This is a genomic window from Gracilibacillus alcaliphilus (genome assembly GCF_016909015.1).
Classification (GTDB): Bacteria; Bacillota; Bacilli; order Bacillales; family Amphibacillaceae; genus Gracilibacillus; species Gracilibacillus alcaliphilus.
The window spans coordinates 24,801-45,856 of record NZ_JAFBFA010000021.1; the positions used below are offsets into that span (position 1 = coordinate 24,801).

General features: G+C 39.3%; 24 protein-coding genes. All 24 read left to right on the forward strand.

The window, feature by feature from the left end; translation table 11 throughout:
* Nucleotides 1-35 precede the first annotated feature (35 nt).
* Nucleotides 36-1,544, forward strand: a complete 1,509-nt coding sequence (locus JOD18_RS14715; RefSeq protein WP_204669903.1) for a flagellar hook-length control protein FliK — start codon at nucleotides 36-38, stop codon at nucleotides 1,542-1,544.
* A 9-nt stretch (nucleotides 1,545-1,553) separates the two neighbouring features.
* The gene (gene flgD / locus JOD18_RS14720; protein ID WP_204669904.1) at nucleotides 1,554-2,030 is read left to right on the forward strand and encodes a flagellar hook assembly protein FlgD; all 477 of its coding nucleotides are present in this window, start codon (nucleotides 1,554-1,556) and stop codon (nucleotides 2,028-2,030) included.
* Nucleotides 2,020-2,385 carry a TIGR02530 family flagellar biosynthesis protein gene (locus JOD18_RS14725; protein WP_204669905.1) on the forward strand — a complete coding sequence of 122 codons (366 nt, stop codon included), beginning with the start codon at nucleotides 2,020-2,022 and terminating at the stop codon, nucleotides 2,383-2,385. Before flgD ends, JOD18_RS14725 begins: the two co-directional genes overlap by 11 nt.
* A gap of 78 nt (nucleotides 2,386-2,463) precedes the next feature.
* Complete coding sequence (gene flgG / locus JOD18_RS14730; RefSeq protein ID WP_204669906.1) at nucleotides 2,464-3,333, forward strand: flagellar basal body rod protein FlgG; 870 nt, start codon at nucleotides 2,464-2,466, stop codon at nucleotides 3,331-3,333.
* A gap of 48 nt (nucleotides 3,334-3,381) precedes the next feature.
* Complete coding sequence (locus tag JOD18_RS14735; RefSeq protein WP_204669907.1) at nucleotides 3,382-3,606, forward strand: flagellar FlbD family protein; 225 nt, start codon at nucleotides 3,382-3,384, stop codon at nucleotides 3,604-3,606.
* Nucleotides 3,596-4,015 (forward strand): flagellar basal body-associated FliL family protein, encoded by a 420-nt coding sequence (locus tag JOD18_RS14740; protein WP_204669908.1) that lies wholly within the window; start codon nucleotides 3,596-3,598, stop codon nucleotides 4,013-4,015. The genes JOD18_RS14735 and JOD18_RS14740 overlap by 11 nt, the downstream gene beginning before the upstream one ends.
* A gap of 27 nt (nucleotides 4,016-4,042) precedes the next feature.
* On the forward strand, nucleotides 4,043-5,032 hold the full coding sequence (gene fliM / locus JOD18_RS14745; RefSeq protein ID WP_204669909.1) for a flagellar motor switch protein FliM: 990 nt from the start codon (nucleotides 4,043-4,045) through the stop codon (nucleotides 5,030-5,032).
* Between the two features lies 1 nt (nucleotide 5,033).
* Nucleotides 5,034-6,218, forward strand: a complete 1,185-nt coding sequence (fliY, locus tag JOD18_RS14750; protein WP_204669910.1) for a flagellar motor switch phosphatase FliY — start codon at nucleotides 5,034-5,036, stop codon at nucleotides 6,216-6,218.
* 22 nt (nucleotides 6,219-6,240) lie between these two features.
* Nucleotides 6,241-6,603, forward strand: coding sequence for a response regulator (locus tag JOD18_RS14755; protein WP_204669911.1), 363 nt, complete (start codon nucleotides 6,241-6,243; stop codon nucleotides 6,601-6,603).
* Between the two features lie 4 nt (nucleotides 6,604-6,607).
* Nucleotides 6,608-7,252, forward strand: a complete 645-nt coding sequence (locus JOD18_RS14760) for a flagellar biosynthetic protein FliO (protein WP_204669912.1) — start codon at nucleotides 6,608-6,610, stop codon at nucleotides 7,250-7,252.
* Nucleotides 7,242-7,919, forward strand: coding sequence for a flagellar type III secretion system pore protein FliP (gene fliP, locus JOD18_RS14765; protein ID WP_239588149.1), 678 nt, complete (start codon nucleotides 7,242-7,244; stop codon nucleotides 7,917-7,919). Before JOD18_RS14760 ends, fliP begins: the two co-directional genes overlap by 11 nt.
* A 207-nt stretch (nucleotides 7,920-8,126) precedes the next feature.
* Complete coding sequence (gene fliQ / locus JOD18_RS14770) at nucleotides 8,127-8,396, forward strand: flagellar biosynthesis protein FliQ (protein WP_204669913.1); 270 nt, start codon at nucleotides 8,127-8,129, stop codon at nucleotides 8,394-8,396.
* A 3-nt stretch (nucleotides 8,397-8,399) separates the two neighbouring features.
* The gene (gene fliR, locus JOD18_RS14775) at nucleotides 8,400-9,170 is read left to right on the forward strand and encodes a flagellar biosynthetic protein FliR (RefSeq protein WP_204669914.1); all 771 of its coding nucleotides are present in this window, start codon (nucleotides 8,400-8,402) and stop codon (nucleotides 9,168-9,170) included.
* A gap of 2 nt (nucleotides 9,171-9,172) precedes the next feature.
* Complete coding sequence (flhB, locus tag JOD18_RS14780) at nucleotides 9,173-10,252, forward strand: flagellar biosynthesis protein FlhB (RefSeq protein WP_204669915.1); 1,080 nt, start codon at nucleotides 9,173-9,175, stop codon at nucleotides 10,250-10,252.
* A gap of 45 nt (nucleotides 10,253-10,297) precedes the next feature.
* Entirely contained in the window at nucleotides 10,298-12,331 is a 2,034-nt protein-coding gene (flhA, locus tag JOD18_RS14785) for a flagellar biosynthesis protein FlhA (RefSeq protein WP_204669916.1), read from the forward strand.
* On the forward strand, nucleotides 12,328-13,437 hold the full coding sequence (flhF, locus tag JOD18_RS14790; RefSeq protein ID WP_204669917.1) for a flagellar biosynthesis GTPase FlhF: 1,110 nt from the start codon (nucleotides 12,328-12,330) through the stop codon (nucleotides 13,435-13,437). The genes flhA and flhF overlap by 4 nt, the downstream gene beginning before the upstream one ends.
* Nucleotides 13,434-14,291, forward strand: a complete 858-nt coding sequence (locus JOD18_RS14795; RefSeq protein ID WP_204669918.1) for a MinD/ParA family protein — start codon at nucleotides 13,434-13,436, stop codon at nucleotides 14,289-14,291. The genes flhF and JOD18_RS14795 overlap by 4 nt, the downstream gene beginning before the upstream one ends.
* A gap of 6 nt (nucleotides 14,292-14,297) precedes the next feature.
* Nucleotides 14,298-15,356: a protein-glutamate methylesterase/protein-glutamine glutaminase gene (locus JOD18_RS14800; protein WP_204669919.1), complete on the forward strand. Its 1,059-nt coding sequence runs from the start codon at nucleotides 14,298-14,300 to the stop codon at nucleotides 15,354-15,356.
* Between the two features lie 7 nt (nucleotides 15,357-15,363).
* Nucleotides 15,364-17,415, forward strand: a complete 2,052-nt coding sequence (locus tag JOD18_RS14805; protein ID WP_204669920.1) for a chemotaxis protein CheA — start codon at nucleotides 15,364-15,366, stop codon at nucleotides 17,413-17,415.
* A 12-nt stretch (nucleotides 17,416-17,427) separates the two neighbouring features.
* Complete coding sequence (locus tag JOD18_RS14810; RefSeq protein WP_204669921.1) at nucleotides 17,428-17,910, forward strand: chemotaxis protein CheW; 483 nt, start codon at nucleotides 17,428-17,430, stop codon at nucleotides 17,908-17,910.
* The gene (locus JOD18_RS14815; RefSeq protein ID WP_204669922.1) at nucleotides 17,903-18,529 is read left to right on the forward strand and encodes a chemotaxis protein CheC; all 627 of its coding nucleotides are present in this window, start codon (nucleotides 17,903-17,905) and stop codon (nucleotides 18,527-18,529) included. Before JOD18_RS14810 ends, JOD18_RS14815 begins: the two co-directional genes overlap by 8 nt.
* Nucleotides 18,529-19,017, forward strand: coding sequence for a chemotaxis protein CheD (locus tag JOD18_RS14820; RefSeq protein ID WP_204669923.1), 489 nt, complete (start codon nucleotides 18,529-18,531; stop codon nucleotides 19,015-19,017). Before JOD18_RS14815 ends, JOD18_RS14820 begins: the two co-directional genes overlap by 1 nt.
* 96 nt (nucleotides 19,018-19,113) lie before the next feature.
* The gene (locus tag JOD18_RS14825; RefSeq protein WP_204669924.1) at nucleotides 19,114-19,881 is read left to right on the forward strand and encodes a FliA/WhiG family RNA polymerase sigma factor; all 768 of its coding nucleotides are present in this window, start codon (nucleotides 19,114-19,116) and stop codon (nucleotides 19,879-19,881) included.
* A gap of 576 nt (nucleotides 19,882-20,457) precedes the next feature.
* A complete protein-coding gene (locus JOD18_RS14830) occupies nucleotides 20,458-20,958 on the forward strand; it encodes a hypothetical protein (RefSeq protein WP_204669925.1) in 501 nt (166 codons plus the stop codon).
* The last annotated feature ends 98 nt before the right edge of the window (nucleotides 20,959-21,056 follow it).

Sequence of the window (21,056 nt, forward strand, 5' to 3'; positions counted from 1 at the left end):
GAATAGGCCTGTTGAAAGGAGGTGAATCAGAAAGGATGAAACTAACGGATGTATTTGCAATGTCAGGAAATGCTGGGATGGAATTGTTTCATACAACAGCGGCCAGTAACCCATTGATTAGAGGACAAGTTCAGTCTTTTCAACATGTGCTTGAAAGTCAAACACAGCAGCAACTAGGAGACTTAACACCAGCATTATCGATCAGACAATTATTGCATGCGGACACAGGAGAGGTCGTGTCTCTACCTTCGTTACAAGGCTTGTACTTAACAAAAGAAGAAGTAATAAGCCTGCTTAAGGATGGAAATACCTTAGAAGAGATTGCAGCGATCAGTGAGGCCAAACGATCAGAAGTGTCAGAGAAAACGGAAGAACCAAAGACAGAAGAGCTGGAAATAAAACCAGATGAAACAAAAGTGTCAACAGTGCCTGAAGAGCTGGAAGAGTTACCAGAGTTCTTAGTTCAATCTTCTAATCTAGAACAAGCATTATTACCTGTCTTACAGCAATTGCTAGAAAGTTTGTCCATCGATATGTCAGAAGAGGGGCTGCAAGAGATGATCGCAGCAGAGGAAATCGAACTTCTGCAGCTGATCCCCGTCTTAAAACAAGCGGTTCAGTCAGACCAGAAGATAGAAGCACTCTTTCCTTTGATAGAAGCAGAAGTAAATCAACCGGAACAAGAACTTCATCTGCCGGCATTCGTCCAAGCATTGGAAGCTGTATTAAACAAATGGAGCAGCAGCCAGCAGAACAGCCAAGTGTCACCTACAGAGGCAAAACACATGTTAATACTATTAGAGCGCTGGATACAGCTCAATCCGGCTGCACAGAAAGTAATAAATTTTGTTGCAGAAACCAAATGGACAGAGCAGGAAAAGGCGGTATGGAATAAGTTACTGATCAACTATCAGACTAGGAAGAGCATGTCATCACAAACTGGTTATACAAAAGAAGTCACAGCACAAGATATAACGAAATGGATCAAACATGCATTAGAGCAGACAAAAGGTATGGAAGCACTGGGCAGCAGACAGACAGACTCTTCTTTTATATATCAACAACCATTAATGTCTAAGGCTCAGCATTATGTGATTCATTTGCAACAGACAAATACAGAACAACAAGCGGTACAAAACCAATTGATTCAACAATTTCAGCGAGTAATGCAAAAAAGTAATTTTATGCAGTTTGCTAATGGCAACTCCCAACTAACTATTCAATTGCGCCCGGAAAATCTTGGAGATATTACGGTGAGGCTCGTACAAATGAATGGCGAGATGATGGTCAAGATGTTGGTAACTTCACAAACTACCAAGGAGTTATTAGAAACAAATATGAACCAGTTGCGCCACTTATTCAGTCCGCAGCAAGTAACGATTGAAAGGCAGGAAGCAATTGCTTCACAGACGACGGAAAACCTGACCAAAGACCAAGATGACTCACAAGAGCAGGAAGAGCAGCAAGACCAACCGAAAGAAAACCCATCATTTGATGAGAGTGCACAAGACTTTCATGAGATACTGATGGAAATGAAAGTGTAGGTGAATCATGTGACATCGATTGATCCAACGTATTATCTGAATAACCAGACTAATCAGAGGCAAGTGAGCAGCAATCTAGGAAAAGATGAATTTTTAAAAATATTAATGACTCAATTGCAAAATCAAGATCCTTTGAATCCGATGGACGATAAGGAATTTATCTCACAAATGGCTACTTTTTCTTCATTAGAACAATTGATGAATATGTCTCGATCCATTGAGCTTCTAGTCGGTAACCAAATGGTCTCACCTGTAATCCAGTATAGTCATTTAATAGGCAAGCAAGTGTCGTACTATAAGATAGATGAAGAAACAGGGAAGGTTGCGGAACCGAAAGAAATGGTAGAGAGTGTAGTTACATCCATCTCCCAAAATCAAGGTTATGCAGTGATAGAATTACAAGATGGCACCAAAATATATACCGATGAGATTCTTAAGATCTCTGATATCTCAGAAGAGGCAGGGGAGTCCCAAGATGGAGAATAGAATTCATGCTTACCATCCTCCCATTATTGCAAGTCCAAAACCGGCAGCAAAGCCGCAGCCAGTAGCCAGCTCTTTTGCAAAGGTTCTAAAAAGTGAGCAATCCATTACAATTAGTAAACATGCCAACGAGAGGTTACGGACAAGAAATATTGCAATAAGCGAAGATAAGTGGTTTCAAATGGAGCAGAAATTAGAAGAAGCCAAGCAAAAAGGGGTTAAGGAGTCTTTAGTGCTTTTGGATAATGCAGGGTTAATTGTTAACGCGCAGAACAAAACGGTGATTACTGCATTAGATAAGCAAGAAATGAATAGTAAAATTTTCACTAATATTAATGGAACTATTCTATTAGACTAGGCTGGACCCAACAGGGAAGCCGACCACTGCAGAATGACAGAAGCAGTGTAATGGAATAAGAAAAGGAGAGAATCAATTATGTTACGTTCAATGTATGCAGGTATCTCAGGAATGAAAGGTTTTCAAACAAAGTTGGATGTCATCGGCAATAATATCGCGAATGTAAATACAACAGGATTTAAAAAAGGCCGGGTAACTTTTCAAGATATGATGAGTCAGCCTATGTCAGGAGCAAGTGCTCCAACAGATATCCGTGGTGGTCTAAATCCATCTCAGGTTGGAACAGGTGTCCAATTAGGTGCGATCGACAATATTCATACAGGTGGTAACCGGCAGACGACAGAACGCCCGCTTGATATTCAGTTAGAAGGGGATGGGATGTTAGTTTTTGCTAGATATCCTGGCGGTCAGGAAGAGATTCAGTATTCTAGAGCTGGTAATCTATATTTAGATGATGATGGATACGTTGTCAATCCTAATGGCCAATATTTAATGGGTTTCTCAACGAATGGTGCTCAACCCTCATCTATTGATGATATTGATCACACCACTGTCGGTCAGATTCAAATTCCTGAATCGGCAAGCAGTTTAAGTATCCAAAGTAATGGCTTGGTTACCTATTTAGAAAATGGGGAAACAAGAGTAGCTGGGCAAATCGCCTTAAGTAAATTTTCTAATGCCGGCGGTTTAGAGAAAGTTGGCGCTAATATGTATCAAACATCACAAAATGCTGGGCAATTTGAAACCGGAGAAAATAATAGTATCTATTTTCAACCAGAATCAGATGGTACAGCAGCTCTCGTATCGGGTGCTTTAGAGATGTCTAACGTCGACTTATCAGAAGAATTTACCGAAATGATCACGGCACAGCGCGGTTTTCAGGCAAATACAAGAATTATTACTACGTCGGATGAAATTCTGCAGGAGCTTGTTAATCTGAAACGATAAAAAAGGGGGAAGAGGGTTAAGGATGCTCTCCTTAACCCTCCTGCATGTATGATTACCTTAACCAAATTAAATAACCAAAAATTAACGATTAATGCTGTTTATATTGAACGGGTCGAAGAATTACCCGATACAACAATCACTCTGGTCAATAATAAGAAAGTTTTTGTAAAAGAGTCAGGAAAAGAAGTAAAGCAATTGGTCACTGCATTCTATAAAGAAATAGGCTTATTTCGTTTTCCACAAGAGGTAGGTGAACAGGGTCATGAGTTCTAAATTAATCAAAATCTTAGTCAGTGCACTGCTTATTATTGTTGGTGCAGGAGCAGGTGCGTTATACATTGTTTTAAGCGATGAACCAGAGCAGACAAGCAGCGGTATGACCCTTGACGAGATGGTGGAAAATTCCTACACAACAGAAGAGATTCGGACAGATTTGCCAGATGGGAAGTTTGTCTTGATTCAGTTTCAATTTATTACTGATTCTACTAAGGGGTTAGAGGAAATTGAAAAGAGAGAATTTCAAATTAAAAATGAATTTATAAAACAGTCAGCTGAGTTGTCAGCCAAGGACTTCAAAGAAGATTTAAGCAGTTTAGAAGAGAATATGAAAACAGCTATGAATGCCCATATGGAAGATGGAGAAATTGCCGAGGTACTAGTTATTAATAAAGTGCTTCAATAGATGTAGCTCCGAAATGGAGGTGGAAGAATGGCAGAAGAGATACTCTCACAAAATGAGATTGATGCATTATTATCCGCATTATCCTCTGGAGAAATGGATGCCGATCAATTAAAAGAAGAAGAAAAAGATAAAAAAGTAAAAGTATATGATTTCAAACGGGCTTTGCGATTTTCTAAAGATCAGATAAGAAGTATCAGCAGGATGCACGATAACTTCGCTCGGCTATTATCCACCTATTTTTCTGCTCAATTAAGGACATATGTTCATATCGCAGTAACTTCAGTGGATCAAATTCCGTATGAGGAATTTATCCGCTCTATCCCAGCAAAAACAATTCTTAATGTCTATAGTGTCGAACCACTTGATGGCAGAATTATTTTTGAATTCAACCCGAATATAGCCTATGCCATGTTAGACCGCTTGCTGGGCGGTAAAGGAAACAGTGTCAATAAGATTGATAACCTGACCGAAATTGAAACCACCTTAATGTCTCAGCTGTTTGAGAAATCTATGGATAACCTGAGAGAGGCATGGATGTCTGTCTCAGAAATCGATCCGGTCCTTGAGGATTTTGAAGTCAATCCCCAATTCTTACAATTGGTTTCACCAAACGAAACTGTAGTCGTTGTATCCTTAGATACAACGATTGGTGACAGCAGCGGAATGATCAATATCTGTATTCCTCATGTTGTTCTAGAGCCGATTATGCCTAAATTATCAGCCCACTATTGGATGCAGAACGAGGCAAATATCGAAAGAAAGCCAGAAGAATATTCAGCATTAAATCATCAAATTAAACAGACAACTGTAAATCTATCGGTTCTATTAGGAAAGACAAAGATCAGCTTAGAACAATTTTTATCATTAGGTATAGAGGATACAATTAGATTAGATCAAGCAGTAGATCAGGAATTGACATTATTTGTTGATCAAAAACCAAAATTTTTGGTGCAGCCAGGCAAGAAAAAGAAAAAAATGGCTGTACAAGTATTAGAAGAGTTCAAGGGAGGGGATTAGGATGATGAACGATGGAATGTTATCCCAAGACGAGATAGATGCGTTACTTAATGGATCGGTTGACAGTGATGATAATGAGACATCTTCCGCCAATGAGTATCTATCCTCAATAGAGACAGACGCCTTAGGAGAGATCGGCAATATATCCTTCGGAAGTTCGGCCACTACATTGGCCACTATTTTAAATCAAAAAGTGGATATCACGACACCAACTATAACTACCATTAAGAAGGAAGAGTTAGCAAATGAATTTCCCGTACCATATGTCGGTATTGAAGTAAAATATACAGATGGTTTTACAGGTGCGAATTTATTTGTGCTGGAGTCCAATGATGCAGCGATTATTGCAGACTTGATGTTAGGTGGAGAAGGCAATCCAGAATCAACGGAATTGAATGATATTCATCTTAGTGCCGTTCAGGAAGCGATGAACCAGATGATGGGCACAGCTGCAACAAGCATGTCAACTATATTCAATAAAAGAGTGGATATTTCACCGCCAGTTACTTCAGTGATGGACGTAGCGAAAGAAGAGTCACCTAAGCTAACACCAGATGATGATTTATTGATTAAAGTTTCTTTTCAGTTAAAAATTGGCACGTTAATCGATTCTAAAATTATGCAATTATTACCTGTTTCTTTTGCGAAAGAATTGGTAGATGAACTATTGTATCCAGAACAAAAAGTGGATACAGCAGCAGAATCTTTGACTGAAGAGTTAGTTGATACAAGTGCAAGTGAAGAAGCAGTCACAGAGGAGCCTGTTGTTAGCGAGGCAGAGCCAGCTGGTCAAGCCACCATTCAACAGACTGTACCACAAGAACAGACGCCTATACATATAGAAAATCAACAGACAACCCCTGTTAAACCAGCACAAACGGCAGCTTTTTCTAGTTTTGAAGAGGTAGAACTGCCTCAACATGAACAACGTAATTTAGATCTATTAATGGATATTCCATTACAAGTAACTGTGGAGCTTGGCAGAACGAAACGTTCCGTGAAAGAAATATTGGAATTGTCTTCAGGGTCGATTATTGAATTGGATAAACTTGCCGGAGAACCAGTAGATATATTAGTAAATCAGAAATTAATTGCCAAAGGCGAAGTAGTAGTAATTGATGAGAACTTTGGCGTGCGCTTGACAGAAATAGTTAGCAAAGTAGATCGAATCCAACAATTAAAATAGATATTAAGAGAGGTAGATAACTATGGCAAAAAAAGTATTAGTAGTAGATGACGCAGCTTTTATGCGAATGATGATCAAGGATATACTTACAAAAAATGGATATGAAGTAGTAGGAGAAGCTCAAGATGGGCAGGAAGCAGTCGACAAGTATAAAGAGCTAACACCAGATTTAGTTACCATGGATATTACTATGCCAGAAAAGGATGGCATTGCTGCACTAAAAGAGATTAAAAGTCTTCATGCGGATGCGACTGTTATTATGTGTTCAGCAATGGGACAACAGGCAATGGTCATTGATGCCATTCAGGCAGGAGCGAAAGATTTTATCGTTAAGCCATTCCAAGCAGATCGCGTGATTGAAGCCATTTCTAAAGCAATGGGGTAATCAGGTGAAAAAAATATCCTTTCAAATCTTGTTCTGTATCTTTAGTATGGCTTGGCTGTTCTCAGGTTCTTACATCGAGTCTGCAGCTATGGTAAACGATATGTTTGATCAAGAACAGGCGCCGTCAGAACAAGAAGAACCAAATAATGTCGACCAAGGTCAAGAGGAGCCGGTGATGGAAGAGGCTAACCCCAGCTTCCTAAGTAGTCTGCTTCGTTTAGTATTAGCATTGGCAGTGGTTATTGCTATTATTATTTTTATCTCTAAGTTCCTCCAGAAAAAGAACAAGTTATTCAAGCGGCAGCAAATAGTGGAGAATTACGGTGGCATTTCCTTAGGGCCTAACAAAACAATTCAAATCATTAAGATAGGCAATCGTTATTTTGTAGTTGGTGTAGGGGACAACATCGAATTATTAATGGAAATTACCGACGGGAAAACCATTGAACAGTTAGAAGCAGAAAGTGAACCAAATGAGTCACTAGATAAACTAAAGACAAAGTTGTGGAATATGAATCAAGAACCTAACAGCGAGGAAAATACCAAGGCTTTTTCCACTTTATTTAATAAGGAGATAAATAGTATGAAAGACGGTCGCAGAAAGGCATTCGAAAAATGGAAAGAAAGAGAAAAAGACCATGATCATTAGTCTGATTGATGTATTCTCAGGCAGTGACCCTGGTAATATTTCGACATCGGTTCGACTGTTACTGCTTTTAACCGTACTGGCTATTGCTCCAAGTCTATTAATCTTAATGACGAGTTTTATCCGAATTATTATTGTATTATCATTTGTTCGAACATCACTTGCTACCCAACAGATGCCGCCAAACCAAGTATTGATAGGACTTGCTTTGTTTATGACATTCTTTATTATGGCACCGACTTTTCAGGAAATTAACCAAGATGCGCTGCAGCCATTGTTTAATGAGGAAATAACACTAGAGGAAGCCTACGATAATGCCAGCATGCCAATTAAGGAATTTATGTCTAAACATACAAGGGAAAAGGACTTAGCTTTGTTTATGAATTATGCCGAAATGGATCGGCCGGAGTCACTTGAGGATATTCCACTAACAACATTAGTGCCGGCTTTCGCGATCAGTGAACTCAAGACAGCCTTCCAAATGGGATTTATGATTTTTGTGCCATTTCTGGTAATTGATATGGCCGTTGCAAGTGTATTGATGTCAATGGGGATGATGATGTTGCCCCCAGTGATGATTTCATTGCCGTTTAAAATATTATTATTTGTATTAGTGGATGGGTGGTATTTGATTACCCGTTCCTTACTAGATGGTTTTTTACCTTTGTAGGGGATATTCAAAAAGTCCGATAAAAATGACACGGCGAATTTCTGCGTTGGCTTGCTTTTCCGCTACTCACGTATTAAAAGCATACGCTCCGTGGCTCAAAGTCTGCGCCGCCTAGAACTTCTTGGTCCTTTTTACCGAACTTTTTGAACTCGCACTTATAAGGATATTCATGCACTTTAGGATGTATAGGAAAGGGATGTTTAACAAGTGAGTGGTGAAACAGTTATTTCATTAGCAGAGCAGGGAATTTATACAATATTAATGGTTACTGGCCCACTCCTGTTACTGGCATTAGTGGTCGGCTTGCTAGTCAGTGTCTTTCAAGCAACCACGCAGATCCAAGAGCAGACACTTGCCTTTATTCCAAAGATTGTTGCTGTATTACTGGGGATTGTATTTTTCGGTCCATGGATGTTAGCCACCATGGTTGAATTTGCTTCTAATATTTTTCAAAACATCAATCAGTTTGTGAGATAGACGATGTTGGAATTGTTAAATATCAATCAATTACCTGCTTTTATTTTAATTTTAATAAGGATTATGGCTTTTTTGGCAACAGTACCAATTTTTTCTTACCGAAATATTCCAGCTCAGTTGAAGATAGGGGTCGGTTTCTTCATTGCTTGGGTTACGTTTTATGCATTGGATATACCGGAACTAGCCGTTGACGGTATGTTCTTGCTGTTAGCTTTAAAAGAGGCGCTTATCGGCTTAATGCTAGGTTTACTGGCATTTCTTATTCTCACGGCGATTCAAATAGCCGGAGGATTTATCGATTTTCAAATGGGCTTTGCCATAGCCAATGTGGTGGATCCACAGACAGGCGCCCAAAGTCCGATCATCGGCCAGTATTTTTATACCATTGCGATTTTGTTTCTTTTAACAGTGGACGCCCATCACTTGTTTCTGAATGGCGTGATGTATAGTTTTGAAGCATTGCAGTTAGACCAGCCGATCCAGTTGGATAATCCGGAATTTATTTTACAAGTGTTTAGTCAGATGTTTTTAATGGCCTTTCAGTTGGCTTTACCGATTGTCGGTTGTTTGTTTTTGGTGGATGTTGCTTTAGGGATGATCGCAAGGACAGTGCCACAGTTGAATGTTTTTGTGGTTGGACTTCCTTTGAAGATCTTGGTATCTTTTGCAACTTTGTTTGTATTTATGGCCTTTTATATTACTATCGTCCAACGGTTATTTCAATTTACTCTAGAATCGATGCAAAACCTTATGCAAATACTTGGGGGAGGCTAACTATGCGTTTACCATTAAATCTGCAATATTTTGCTGGTGAAAAAACAGAAAAGGCAACCCCAAAGAAGCGACAGGATGTAAGAAAGAAAGGACAAGTAGCAAAGAGTCAGGATGTAAATACGGCCATTTTGTTATTCTTTGTATTTATCATTTTGTTAGTGATTGGCAATTCATTAAAAAATGCCATGACAGAGATGTACAATAAGTCGTTTACGGAGTATATCCACCATGAGGTGACGGCAATTGAGATACATAAAATGTTTATCGATGTGGTTTCACAGATCGCACTGGTACTAGCACCAATTATGTTAATTGCTGTCGTCGCAGGTCTAGCTTCGAATTTCTTACAATTTGGTTTTCTATTTTCAACAGAACCATTAAAAATGAAATTAAACAAAATTGACCCTATCCAAGGGGCAAAAAGAATTTTTTCTGCAAGGGCACTTGTAGAACTGGTTAAATCTGTGTTGAAAATTGCAGTTATTGCTACTATCACTTTCTCGATTATTTGGATGAATCGTGGAGAGATTATGATGTTAACGTATAATGAAGTCAACATTTCGTTAGCATTCTTTGGGCAATTGACGATCCAAATGGGGCTGGCTACTGCCATCGCCTTACTTATTATTTCTATACTTGATTACAGTTATCAAAAGTATGATTTCGAAAAGCAAAATAGAATGTCCAAAAATGATATCAAAGATGAGCATAAAAATATCGAAGGTGATCCCTTAATTAAATCGAAGATCAAAGAGAAACAGCGACAGATGTCCATGCAGCGGATGATGAGTGAAATTCCCAATGCAGATGTAGTGATTACCAACCCAACCCATTACGCGATTGCGTTGAAATATGATGAAGACAAGGCAGACGCACCGTATGTTGTTGCCAAAGGGGTTGATTTTGTTGCGATGCGGATAAAGGACGTTGCAAGAAACCATGATATCATGATGGTAGAAAATCGCCCTTTAGCAAGAGCATTATATAATGAGGTAGAAATAAATCAAGTTATTGGAGAAGAATATTTTAAAACAGTGGCTGAGATACTGGCTTATGTGTATCGTGTGCAGAAAAAGGCATAAGTCGTGGAGTGAAGTGTGAGTTGGATATAAAGGAGTTGCAAGAAAATGAAATCTAGAGATCTATTTGTTTTATTAGGAGTTATCTCCATTGTTGTTATGTTAATTATTCCACTGCCAGGGTGGTTATTAAGTATACTTATTTTATTGAATATGTCTCTAGCACTAATTGTAATCCTTGTAGCGATGAATACAACGGAAACATTGCAGTTCTCCGTGTTTCCCTCTTTATTACTATTGCTTACCTTATTTCGCCTAGGTATCAGTGTATCCACTACTAGATCGATTCTTTCCGAAGCGGATGCCGGCGGTGTAGTAGATACCTTTGGTTCCTTCGTTATCGGAGACAATCCTTTGGTTGGTTTTGTTGTATTTATTATTTTGGTTATTATCCAATTTATTGTTATTACAAAAGGTAGTGAACGTGTATCAGAGGTTGCTGCCCGATTTACTTTAGATGCTATGCCTGGAAAGCAGATGAGCATTGATGCCGACCTGAATGCCGGTTTAATTAATGAACAGCAAGCTAAAGAACGCCGCGAAAAAATCGAAAATGAATCTGATTTTTATGGATCAATGGATGGGGCCAGTAAATTTGTCAAAGGGGATGCCATTGCCAGTATTATCATTGTAATTATCAATATTATTTTTGGATTGATTATTGGGATGACACAGATGGGCTTTAGTTTTGGTGAAGCGATTGATACCTATATGCGCTTAACAGTAGGCGACGGATTAGTTACACAGATTCCAGCTTTGCTTATTTCGACGGCTACAGGTATCGTTGTCACACGTGTTGCCTCAGATAGTAATTTAAGTACCAATGTAAGTAAGCAGCTGCTCCAATATCCTACCATGTTATATATCGCAGGCGGTACAATCTTTTTGCTAGGGCTTACCCCTATTAATTTCTTTTTGACAGGCTCGATTGCTGCCGTGTTAATTATAGCAGCCTTTCTACTGTCACGAAGGTCAAATGTGGAAGAGCCATCGACAGAAGAAGAACTGGCTCAAGAGGAGTCAGAAGAGATGAAAGCACCAGAGAATGTGATTGGCTTAATTAATATGGATCCGATTGAGTTTGAATTTGGATATGGCTTAATTCCATTAGCAGATACGAATCAGGGGGGCGATTTGTTAGACCGAGTAGTGATGATTCGGCGCCAATTAGCAATAGAACTAGGATTAGTTATACCAGTTGTACGTATCCGTGATAATATTCAATTAAACCCAAATGAATATCGATTGAAAATCAAAGGAAATGAAGCTGCTAAAGGTGAGTTGCTGTTAGATCACTATTTGGCAATGAGCCCAGGGATTGAAGATGATGATTTAGAGGGGATCGATACGGTTGAACCTGCCTTTGGTCTTCCCGCAAAATGGATAACAGAGGCAGTAAAAGATGAAGCGGAAATGTCTGGTTATACAGTAGTAGACCCACCTTCCGTTGTATCGACTCATATTACCGAGGTCATTAAGCGGCACGCTCACCAGTTAATTGGCCGTCAAGAAACACAGCAATTAATCGATCACTTAAAAGAAAGTAATCCAATTTTGGTGGAGGAAGTAACACCAGAGCCATTAAGTGTAGGAGATATTCAGAAGGTATTAGCCAAACTGTTACGTGAACATGTCTCGATTAAGAATTTACCTGTTATTTTTGAAACATTAGCTGATTTCTCAAAAATGACAACCGATACCGATCTATTAGGGGAATATGTAAGACAAGCATTATCTGCCCAAATTACAACCGAACTGTTACATGGTAAACAACAGCTGAAGGTCATCACTGTTTCCGGAGAGGTAGAGAAATTAATCGCAGAACATATCCAACAAACAGAGTATGGAAGTTATCTAGCAATGGATCCAGATACACAACAAAGAGTTATTCAATCTGTGTCAGAGAATGTCGAAAACATGAGTTTACAAGAAGAGACACCTGTTATTATCTGTTCTCCAACGATCAGAATGTATTTTAAACAGTTATTAGATCGCTTCTATCCTCATGTTACAGTGCTTTCCTATAACGAGATTGAGCCTACAGCAGAAATCCAAAGCATCGGGGTGGTGAATGTGGCATGAAGGTAAAAAAGATTAAAGGTGAAACAATGCCAGAAGTAATGCAGGTGGTCAAAAAAGAATTGGGCCCGGATGCCGTTATTTTAAATTCAAAGATTGTCTATGAGGGTGGCTTTTTAGGTCTATTTAAAAAACGCAAAATTGAAGTGCTTGCGGCTGTTGATCATGCCGCAACACCAAAGAAAAACCCGGTAAAACAAAAAGTAAAAAACAGACAGAAGCTAGAAAAAGCGGCAACCATTTCTGCGCAGGATAGTCTTTTAAAAGAATTGCGTGAGATGAAGAGTATGCTGAAAGAACAAAAAAATGATGATCTGTTTGCTGCTCCTTATCAAGAAGCCTATCAACATTTGTTAGCGGCAGAGGTTGACTCATCAATCGCACATGAGATCATCCAAGCGATTCAGCACCGATTTGAGTCCAAAGAAATAGATATGGATCAATTATCTAACCAGCTTGCATTTGAAATCAAAAATCGCTTGGCACAGAAAGGCAACTTTGGCGGTGATGCTTTTGATAAGCAGATTATCCATTTAGTCGGTCCGACAGGTGTTGGTAAAACAACTACCATTGCCAAACTGGCAGCTGAATGTGTACTAAACCGTAAAAAGAAGGTAGCGTTTATTACCACTGATACGTATCGGATTGCAGCGATTGAACAATTAAAAACGTATTCCAAAATACTTGATGTACCGATTGAGATCGCTTATAACATGAAAGATTATCAGAAGGCAAGGGACCAATTTAAAGATTATGATTATATCTTTGTTGATACGGCTGGACGGAATTTCCGCGATGATAAATATGTGGATGAACTCGGTAAAATAGTTGACTTAACCTATGAAGTAAATACATATTTAGTGCTTTCATTAACAACAAGAGCTAGTGATGTTGAGGTAATTTATCAACAGTTTAATAAGATCCCGATTAAACAGGCGATTCTTACAAAAGAAGACGAAACAAATACCTATGGTACAGTACTTAACTTATGTTTGAAACATGACGTCGGTTTGGCTTATATTACCAACGGACAGGATGTACCAGATGATATTCAAGAGGCTTCTATTGACCAAGTTGCTAATCTAATTGTTGGTGGTTTGCGTAAATGACAGATCAAGCAGAACAACTAAGAAGAAAGTTACAGGATAGCCACGCTGTTATACCACAGGCTAAAACACTGGCAATTGTTAGTGGGAAAGGCGGGGTTGGTAAATCGAATATCGCCATAAATTTTTCATTACTGTTGGCAAAAAGATCAAAAAAAGTCTTATTAATTGATCTAGATATAGGAATGGGCAATATCGATATTTTGTTAGGAACTAACGCCAAATACTCTATTTCGCATTTATTTGAGCAAAAAGTCACGTTTTTTGATATGATAGAAACAGGGCCAAATTGCTTAGATTTTATAGCCGGTGGCAGTGGATTAAACGAGATATTTCAACTGAATCAGCAAAAATTAACTTTTTTTATTCAGCAGTTGGAGCAAGCGGTGAAAACCTATGATTATATTATCTTTGATATGGGGGCAGGGGTAACCAGGGATACGATCGAATTCATGAAGGCAGTGGATGAATGTATACTTGTAACAACTCCTGAGCCAACATCTATAACAGATGCCTATTCTATGATCAAACATGTACTGATGGAACGAGAAACAGCCTTTCATGTAATTGTTAATCGAACACGCAATGCCAAGCAGGGGATAGAGGTAAGCAATAGATTAATAGGTGTGGTGAAGCGTTTCTTAAATCAGTCTATTCATCCATTGGGTTCTGTACCTGACGATGAGGCAGTTGTAAATGCTGTCATTGCTCAAGAACCATTTGTACTGCATCAACATAACTCACGGGCGGCAAAAGCCTTAGAAAGCATTGCCAAGCAATATTTGAATGAACCTGTCGAGCCAACCAATCGTTCAGGGTTTATCAGGCGATTAAAAAGAATCTTTACAGAAAGGTAGACTGCCATGGCCAAAAAACAAATCTTGGTTGTAGATGATTCCGCATTTATGCGCAAGATGATCACAGATATTTTAAGTGCCTCCGATCAGCTGGAGGTCTGCGGTACAGCAAGAAATGGGGAAGATGCCTTAAAGAAGCTGATTGAATGGAAACCAGATGTAATTACACTAGATGTAGAAATGCCGGTAATGGATGGCATTTCTACCTTGCAGGAAATTATGAAACGTCAGCCGACCCCAGTAGTGATGCTCTCCAGTCTAACAAAACAAGGTGCGGATAAGACAATGGAGGCGATGTCTTATGGAGCTGTTGATTTTATTGCCAAACCTTCCGGAGCAATCTCTCTTAATATTAAAGATATCCAAGAGGAGATTATCAGTAAGGTTGAGCGAGCTACACAAGTCAGCCATTTTCGCTGGCTGCCTGCTGAGAAAGCAGTCTCAACGAAGAGAAAGAATACATATAAAGCAATTCAAAGTGATCATCCGATTGTGGCGATTGGATCGTCTACAGGGGGACCGCGTGCATTGCAAGATGTAATCACAGGTTTACCCGCAGGTTTTCAGGCGCCTGTTGTGATTGTACAGCACATGCCAAAAGGGTTTACTAAATCCTTAGCAGAACGACTTAATAAGATGTCTGCGCTGCATGTAAAAGAAGTCGCACATGGTGATGTCATCGAAAAAGGACATGTTTATGTGGCACAGGGGGCGAAGCAATTTAAAGTGATTTCTGCAGGAACGCAATTGATTGCCGATGTAAAAGAATCAGAACCAGTAAACGGTCATCAGCCTGCCGTAGATGTTCTGTTTGAATCGATTGCCAGTATCAGACACTGCCACCCAATCGCCGTCATTTTAACAGGTATGGGAAGCGATGGAACCAATGGCTTAATTCAATTAAAGAAGCATCATCCGAGAACGATCGCGATTGCACAGTCCGAGGCAAGCTGTGTTGTTTACGGAATGCCTCAAGCTGCTGTGAAGACGGGGTTGATAGATTACACGGAAGATCTGAACGATGTAAGTGATGTATTAATACAAAAAGTCCCTAACAAGAGGTGATAGGTGGATGGAAGTAAATGAATATTTAGAGGTGTTTATTGAGGAAAGTAAGGAACATATTCAATCATTGAATGATCATTTATTAATATTAGAAAACGACCCTGCCAATATGGAAACAGTCAGTGAAATCTTTCGTTCTGCTCATACATTGAAAGGTATGGCTGCTACAATGGGGTATAGAGATATTGCGGACTTGACACATAAAATGGAGAATGTCTTTGATGCAGTTCGAAATAATCAAATTAGTATTCATTCGGAAATAATGGATGTATTATTTCAAGCTGTTGATCAGCTGGAGGGAATGGTTTTAGACATTGTGGATGGTGGCGAAGGTGCCGCCGATGTTCAGCAGTTAGTGACTCAACTTCAAGCAATTGAGAATAAGGAAGAGATTCCAAAGGCAAGTGCAGGTTTTGCATCAGCCGATATCGTGGATAGTAAGCCAGAAGCTGCAGATACAATATTCAGCCCATTTGCCAATCTGGATGAATTTGAGCAGACAGTCTTAAGGCAATCGAAAGAAAATGATTGTAATAATTTAGAGATAAATGTAAGGCTGGCAGAGAATTGCTTGTTGAAAGCAGCTCGTGTTTATATGGTTTTTGAAGTATTGGAACAAGTAGGCGAAGTAATTAAATCTGATCCAACCGTACAGGAATTAGAAGAAGAGAATTTTGAGAGCTCTTTTCATGTATTATTGATTACCAAAGAAACAGCAGATCAGGTAAAAAATAAGATTCTTAAGGTTTCAGAGGTTGAGGAAGTAGTTATCCAAGAGTATGAGCTGGCAGAACCGTCAGAATCAGCTCAGCAAGAGGAAACAAAACTGGACGAATCGAAAGAGGAACAGAAGACAGCCGCACCGAAGCAGCAAGAAACGACAACGAAAACAAAGAAAGCACAAAATGTTGTGAGTAAGACCATCCGTGTCAATATCGATCGTTTGGATGCATTAATGAACTTATTCGAAGAGTTAGTGATTGATAAAGGTCGCCTGGAGCAAATTTCTACCAATTTAAGACATAGTGAATTACAAGACACTGTCGAGCATATGTCAAGAATCTCAAATGATTTACAGAATATTATTCTGAATATGAGAATGGTTCCTGTGGAGCAAGTATTTAACCGATTCCCGCGCATGGTACGCCAATTATCCAAAGATTTAGGCAAAAAGATTGACTTGCAAATCGTAGGAGCGGAGACAGAACTGGATCGAACGGTGATTGATGAAATTGGCGATCCTTTAGTTCATTTAATTCGCAACTCATTAGACCACGGGATCGAAACACCTGATAAGCGAATACAAGCTGGCAAAAATGAAACAGGAAAACTGTTGTTAAAGGCATATCATAGTGGTAACCATGTTTTTATTGAAATTTCAGATGATGGAGCTGGTATCAATAAAGAAAAGGTACTTCACAAGGCAATCGAGAATCAGGTGGTCACGCCAGAGGTGGCGGAACAGCTTAGCGAAAAAGAAATCTATCAATTAATTTTATCCAGCGGCTTTTCGACTGCTGATCATATCAGTGATGTTTCTGGCCGCGGTGTTGGGTTAGATGTTGTTAAGAATACGATTGAGTCTCTTGGCGGCATGCTGACAATCGAGTCAGAGGAAGGGTCAGGCTCGTTATTTTCTATTCAGTTACCACTTACCTTATCGATTATTTCTGCCTTACTGGTGGAAGTAGCTGATGAAAAATATGCAATTCCACTCTCTTCAATTATTGAAACGGCGATTATTCATAAGGAAGATATCCTCAATGCTCATAATAAGCAAGTCATTGATTTCAGAGGCAAGGTTGTTCCCCTGCTTGATTTAAAGGATGTCTTTGAAGTCCCTGTAGAAAAGGAAGAATCAGACCTGTATCCAGTGGTCATTATTCGTAAAGGGGATAAAATGGCTGGTCTGATTGTCGATACATTTATTGGACAGCAGGAAATTGTACTTAAATCCTTGGGAGAATTCTTAGGGGATGTCTTTGCTATTTCTGGTGCCACGATCTTAGGCGATGGTCAAGTTGCTTTAATTATCGATACAAACACAATTATCACTTAGGGGGGAACAAACATGGATGGAAATGCAAATATATACAAATGTATTGTGGCACAGCTTGATAACCAGGAATATGCCATACCAGTGGAGAAGGTGGGCGCCATTGAACGGAAACTGCATATGACGCGTGTGCCTAAGACAGCGCCTTGTGTGAAAGGGGTTATTAACCTTCGTGGTGTAATTACACCGATTGTCCATCTCCGCGAACGGTTTGGCATGACATCTTCTGTAGAAACAAATGAAAGCAATCGTATCATCATTGTACATATGGAGAACTATGATGTTGGTTTGATTGTTGATGCAGCATACGATGTGCTGGATATTCCTCAGAATAAATTAGAGCCGGCACCACAAGTTATCGGTGCAGTAGACGTGGATTATATTAAAGGCGTTGCCCAGGTAAACGATCGTTTGATTATGCTGTTAGATTTAGAAAAGGTACTGGACTTAGAGGCATTGCAAGCCATGAAAGGGAAAGTAGGCCAGCTAAATGGTTGACATGAATAATTTATCCTCACTCCATCTGGATATATTAAGTGAAATTGGCAATATAGGATCAGGTAATGCCGCAACGGCTTTATCCAACCTGTTAAATAAGAAGATTGATATGTCTGTCCCTGCTATTAAAATTGTAGAGTTCAATGAATTAATGGAATATGTTGGCGGACCTGATCAAGTGATTGTCAGTGTCTGTCTCAGAATTCAAGGAGAAGCCCCTGGCAGTATGTTTTTTGTCTTACAGCCGGAGGAAGCAAATTTACTGGCGGAACAGTTAATAAACGTAAATGTATCAGATATCATCGAGGATGAGATGGCGCTTTCTGCTATATCAGAGGTAGGTAATATCCTATCAGGTTCTTATCTATCGGCTTTGTCCGATTTCACCTCTATTAATATGCAGCCTACTGTTCCGACATTAGTAATGGATATGGCCGCGGCAATTCTCATGCAAGGGATGATAGAGATTTCCCAAGAAAGTGATTATGCGATTATTATCGATACTTCCATTGTTCAAGAAGGCAGCCCGCAGCGAGAACTAATCAAAGGTCATTTCTTATTGCTGCCTGATCCAGACTCCTTCGGGAAAATTTTCGAATCACTAGGAGTTATAGAATAATGACGCTAATAAAAAACGTAGTAAAAATAGGTATTGCCGACTTGAAGGTAACAAAAGCACCCAATACACTTAAAACATCTGGATTGGGATCCTGTGTCGGTGTGGTTATTTATAATAGCAAGGTTGCTGGTTTAGCGCATGTGATGCTGCCAGACTCTACCTCTTCGAAACGCCCTATCTCCAATAAATTGAAATATGCCGATACTGCCGTAGATATGTTAATGGAGGAATTAAAAAAACGAGGAATTTCGAGGACTGGTTTAAAGGCAAAATTAGCTGGCGGTGCCCATATGTTTTCCAATCAAAACAGTAATATGTTGAAGATTGGTGAACGAAATGTAGAGGCAGTGCTTCGGAAATTGAAAGAATATCAAATCAGGGTTGTAGCTAAGGATGTAGGCGGCAGTAAAGGGCGAACGATTGAGTTTAATATTGATACAGGTATGTTGGAGATTAGAACCGTTCATGAAGGTGTTAGTCAAATCTAACCTTGACAATCAGAACAAACAAGACTTTTCTGGCAGGTTAGCAGATCCAAAACAGAAGGTGAAATTTACAATGACTACAAGAATTGGGGTGATTCGATGGTGAAAGAGGCAGCTTCTGAACAGATACTTTGGGAAAATTGGCTGACTAAAAAACGCGAGGAAGATGCAAATCAATTAATTGAATATTATATGTATTTAGTGAATTATCATGTCCAACGAATCACTGCAAATCTGCCTAGGAATGTAAATAAGGATGATATTAGAAGTTTGGGGATGACAGGGCTGTATGATGCCCTTCTGAAGTTTGATCATACTCGTGAGTTAAAATTCGATACGTATGCCTCTTTTCGCATCAAAGGTGCTATTATTGATGGCCTGCGTAAAGAAGACTGGCTTCCGCGTACAACAAGAGACAGGGTGAAAAAAGTAGAGCAAACTATCGAATTATTAGAACAGCAATTACAACATGAAGTAACCACAGCAGAAATTGCAAATCATATGCAAATTTCAACCGATGAAGTGGAAGAAATCATGAAGGACAGCTTTTTTTCCAATTTGCTATCTATAGAAGAAAAAAGTAAATTGGCCACAGATGAGACACGTGAAGCGATTGGCTATTTGATTCCCGATGATCGAGAGCCTAAACCAGAAAACCATCTTTTAAAACAAGAGAGTTATCAAACCTTGGCTGATTGTATGAAACAATTAAATGAAAATGAACAATTGGTGTTAGATTTATTTTATGATAAAGAGCTCACTTTTACTGAGATAGGCAAGGTTCTGCAGTTAACGACTTCACGGATTTCACAAATCCATAAACAAGCGATCACCAAAATTCGCCGTTTGTTTGCACATTACCAATAGGTTGTATGAAGGTAGCGCCCCTTCCATACTATGTGCCCTTTCTAAATTGGTCTATTTTCAGAAAGTACAAAAAATAAATTTCTGTGTTTTCGGAAAATGGACCAAGGGTATATATAGGAAACGTACGTTATCTGTTACTCAATTGTCACACTCTGAAATGCTGTATACAAATCGATAGACACCAAGTACTTGTAGTGGCTTTTCCCGACTTCCTGATAAAGGAACTAGCGCATGTTTTGTATGCTACCGTACTTTGTGATCAGATATCTTAGCGTGTAAGGTATCGTGAGCAAAGCAACCGCTGCGGCTGACCGTTTCGCTTTCCGACGTACAGGACGTACTAGTGCAGACGTTGCGATTGTCGTCGCGATGTGGTAGGTCGGAGCAGGTTTTCACGCGCTTATTCAGTCTAAATAATGATAAGGGAAGGGCAATAATGGTGAACAGGTTTATACATCATAGCAAGCTGTGCCGTGTTTGTTTATGTGTGCGAAAGTTGAGTCTGTTTGAAAACGAATAATCGTATATTTGAACAGGTGCACAGACAAGGAAATTGACAGAAATAAGGTGTTGTATATGGTATACATTTTGTTATTAATAAGCTTTTTGATTCATGTAGCAACGTTTATCATCATCAGGCAGTTCAAGTTAAAATTAGATACATACGGGGATATGGAGCAAGATATCAAAGAGCAGGCCAAAGCCATCGAAGATACATTAGCGGTGTATTTGATTGACATAAGACAAGAAAACAATGAACTGCTGCAACGTTTGGAGAACGCCCGTCATATTCAAACGGAAACAGAACAACCAGTAAATAATGTAGCAGAAGATCCGCAGCCAGCAACAGAAGCACCGGTTGAACAGGAACCTGTAGCCGATCTGCCCCTTTCGCCACCTGATTTTCAGCCGATTACGGTGGACGATAAGGTCGAAGATAAAGTAGAACAATCGCTTGCTGCTAAAGCCTTGCACTTACAGGCAAAGGGCTATACGGTAGAAGAAATTGCGAAACAACTAAATAAAGGAACAACCGAAATTGAATTATTACTGAAATTCCAACAAAAAAATCAATAAATCGCTTGCTTGACCTTAATCGTTGTGTTATATTTAATGACGGTGTTAAATACACACGTTTGTGGAGAATACAGGAGGTGCTCTTTAGAGTCCTTGTA

What these genes read in the sequence shown, in the direction of transcription:
- JOD18_RS14715 (WP_204669903.1), top strand. Translation starts at nt 36, where the DNA reads ATGAAACTAACGGATGTATTTGCAATGTCAGGAAATGCTGGGATGGAA.
- JOD18_RS14725 (WP_204669905.1), top strand. Translation starts at nt 2,020, where the DNA reads ATGGAGAATAGAATTCATGCTTACCATCCTCCCATTATTGCAAGTCCA.
- flgG (WP_204669906.1), top strand. Translation starts at nt 2,464, where the DNA reads ATGTTACGTTCAATGTATGCAGGTATCTCAGGAATGAAAGGTTTTCAA.
- JOD18_RS14735 (WP_204669907.1), top strand. Translation starts at nt 3,382, where the DNA reads ATGATTACCTTAACCAAATTAAATAACCAAAAATTAACGATTAATGCT.
- JOD18_RS14740 (WP_204669908.1), top strand. Translation starts at nt 3,596, where the DNA reads ATGAGTTCTAAATTAATCAAAATCTTAGTCAGTGCACTGCTTATTATT.
- fliM (WP_204669909.1), top strand. Translation starts at nt 4,043, where the DNA reads ATGGCAGAAGAGATACTCTCACAAAATGAGATTGATGCATTATTATCC.
- fliY (WP_204669910.1), top strand. Translation starts at nt 5,034, where the DNA reads ATGATGAACGATGGAATGTTATCCCAAGACGAGATAGATGCGTTACTT.
- JOD18_RS14755 (WP_204669911.1), top strand. Translation starts at nt 6,241, where the DNA reads ATGGCAAAAAAAGTATTAGTAGTAGATGACGCAGCTTTTATGCGAATG.
- fliP (WP_239588149.1), top strand. Translation starts at nt 7,242, where the DNA reads ATGATCATTAGTCTGATTGATGTATTCTCAGGCAGTGACCCTGGTAAT.
- fliR (WP_204669914.1), top strand. Translation starts at nt 8,400, where the DNA reads ATGTTGGAATTGTTAAATATCAATCAATTACCTGCTTTTATTTTAATT.
- flhB (WP_204669915.1), top strand. Translation starts at nt 9,173, where the DNA reads ATGCGTTTACCATTAAATCTGCAATATTTTGCTGGTGAAAAAACAGAA.
- flhA (WP_204669916.1), top strand. Translation starts at nt 10,298, where the DNA reads ATGAAATCTAGAGATCTATTTGTTTTATTAGGAGTTATCTCCATTGTT.
- flhF (WP_204669917.1), top strand. Translation starts at nt 12,328, where the DNA reads ATGAAGGTAAAAAAGATTAAAGGTGAAACAATGCCAGAAGTAATGCAG.
- JOD18_RS14795 (WP_204669918.1), top strand. Translation starts at nt 13,434, where the DNA reads ATGACAGATCAAGCAGAACAACTAAGAAGAAAGTTACAGGATAGCCAC.
- JOD18_RS14800 (WP_204669919.1), top strand. Translation starts at nt 14,298, where the DNA reads ATGGCCAAAAAACAAATCTTGGTTGTAGATGATTCCGCATTTATGCGC.
- JOD18_RS14805 (WP_204669920.1), top strand. Translation starts at nt 15,364, where the DNA reads ATGGAAGTAAATGAATATTTAGAGGTGTTTATTGAGGAAAGTAAGGAA.
- JOD18_RS14810 (WP_204669921.1), top strand. Translation starts at nt 17,428, where the DNA reads ATGGATGGAAATGCAAATATATACAAATGTATTGTGGCACAGCTTGAT.
- JOD18_RS14815 (WP_204669922.1), top strand. Translation starts at nt 17,903, where the DNA reads ATGGTTGACATGAATAATTTATCCTCACTCCATCTGGATATATTAAGT.
- JOD18_RS14820 (WP_204669923.1), top strand. Translation starts at nt 18,529, where the DNA reads ATGACGCTAATAAAAAACGTAGTAAAAATAGGTATTGCCGACTTGAAG.
- JOD18_RS14825 (WP_204669924.1), top strand. Translation starts at nt 19,114, where the DNA reads ATGGTGAAAGAGGCAGCTTCTGAACAGATACTTTGGGAAAATTGGCTG.
- JOD18_RS14830 (WP_204669925.1), top strand. Translation starts at nt 20,458, where the DNA reads ATGGTATACATTTTGTTATTAATAAGCTTTTTGATTCATGTAGCAACG.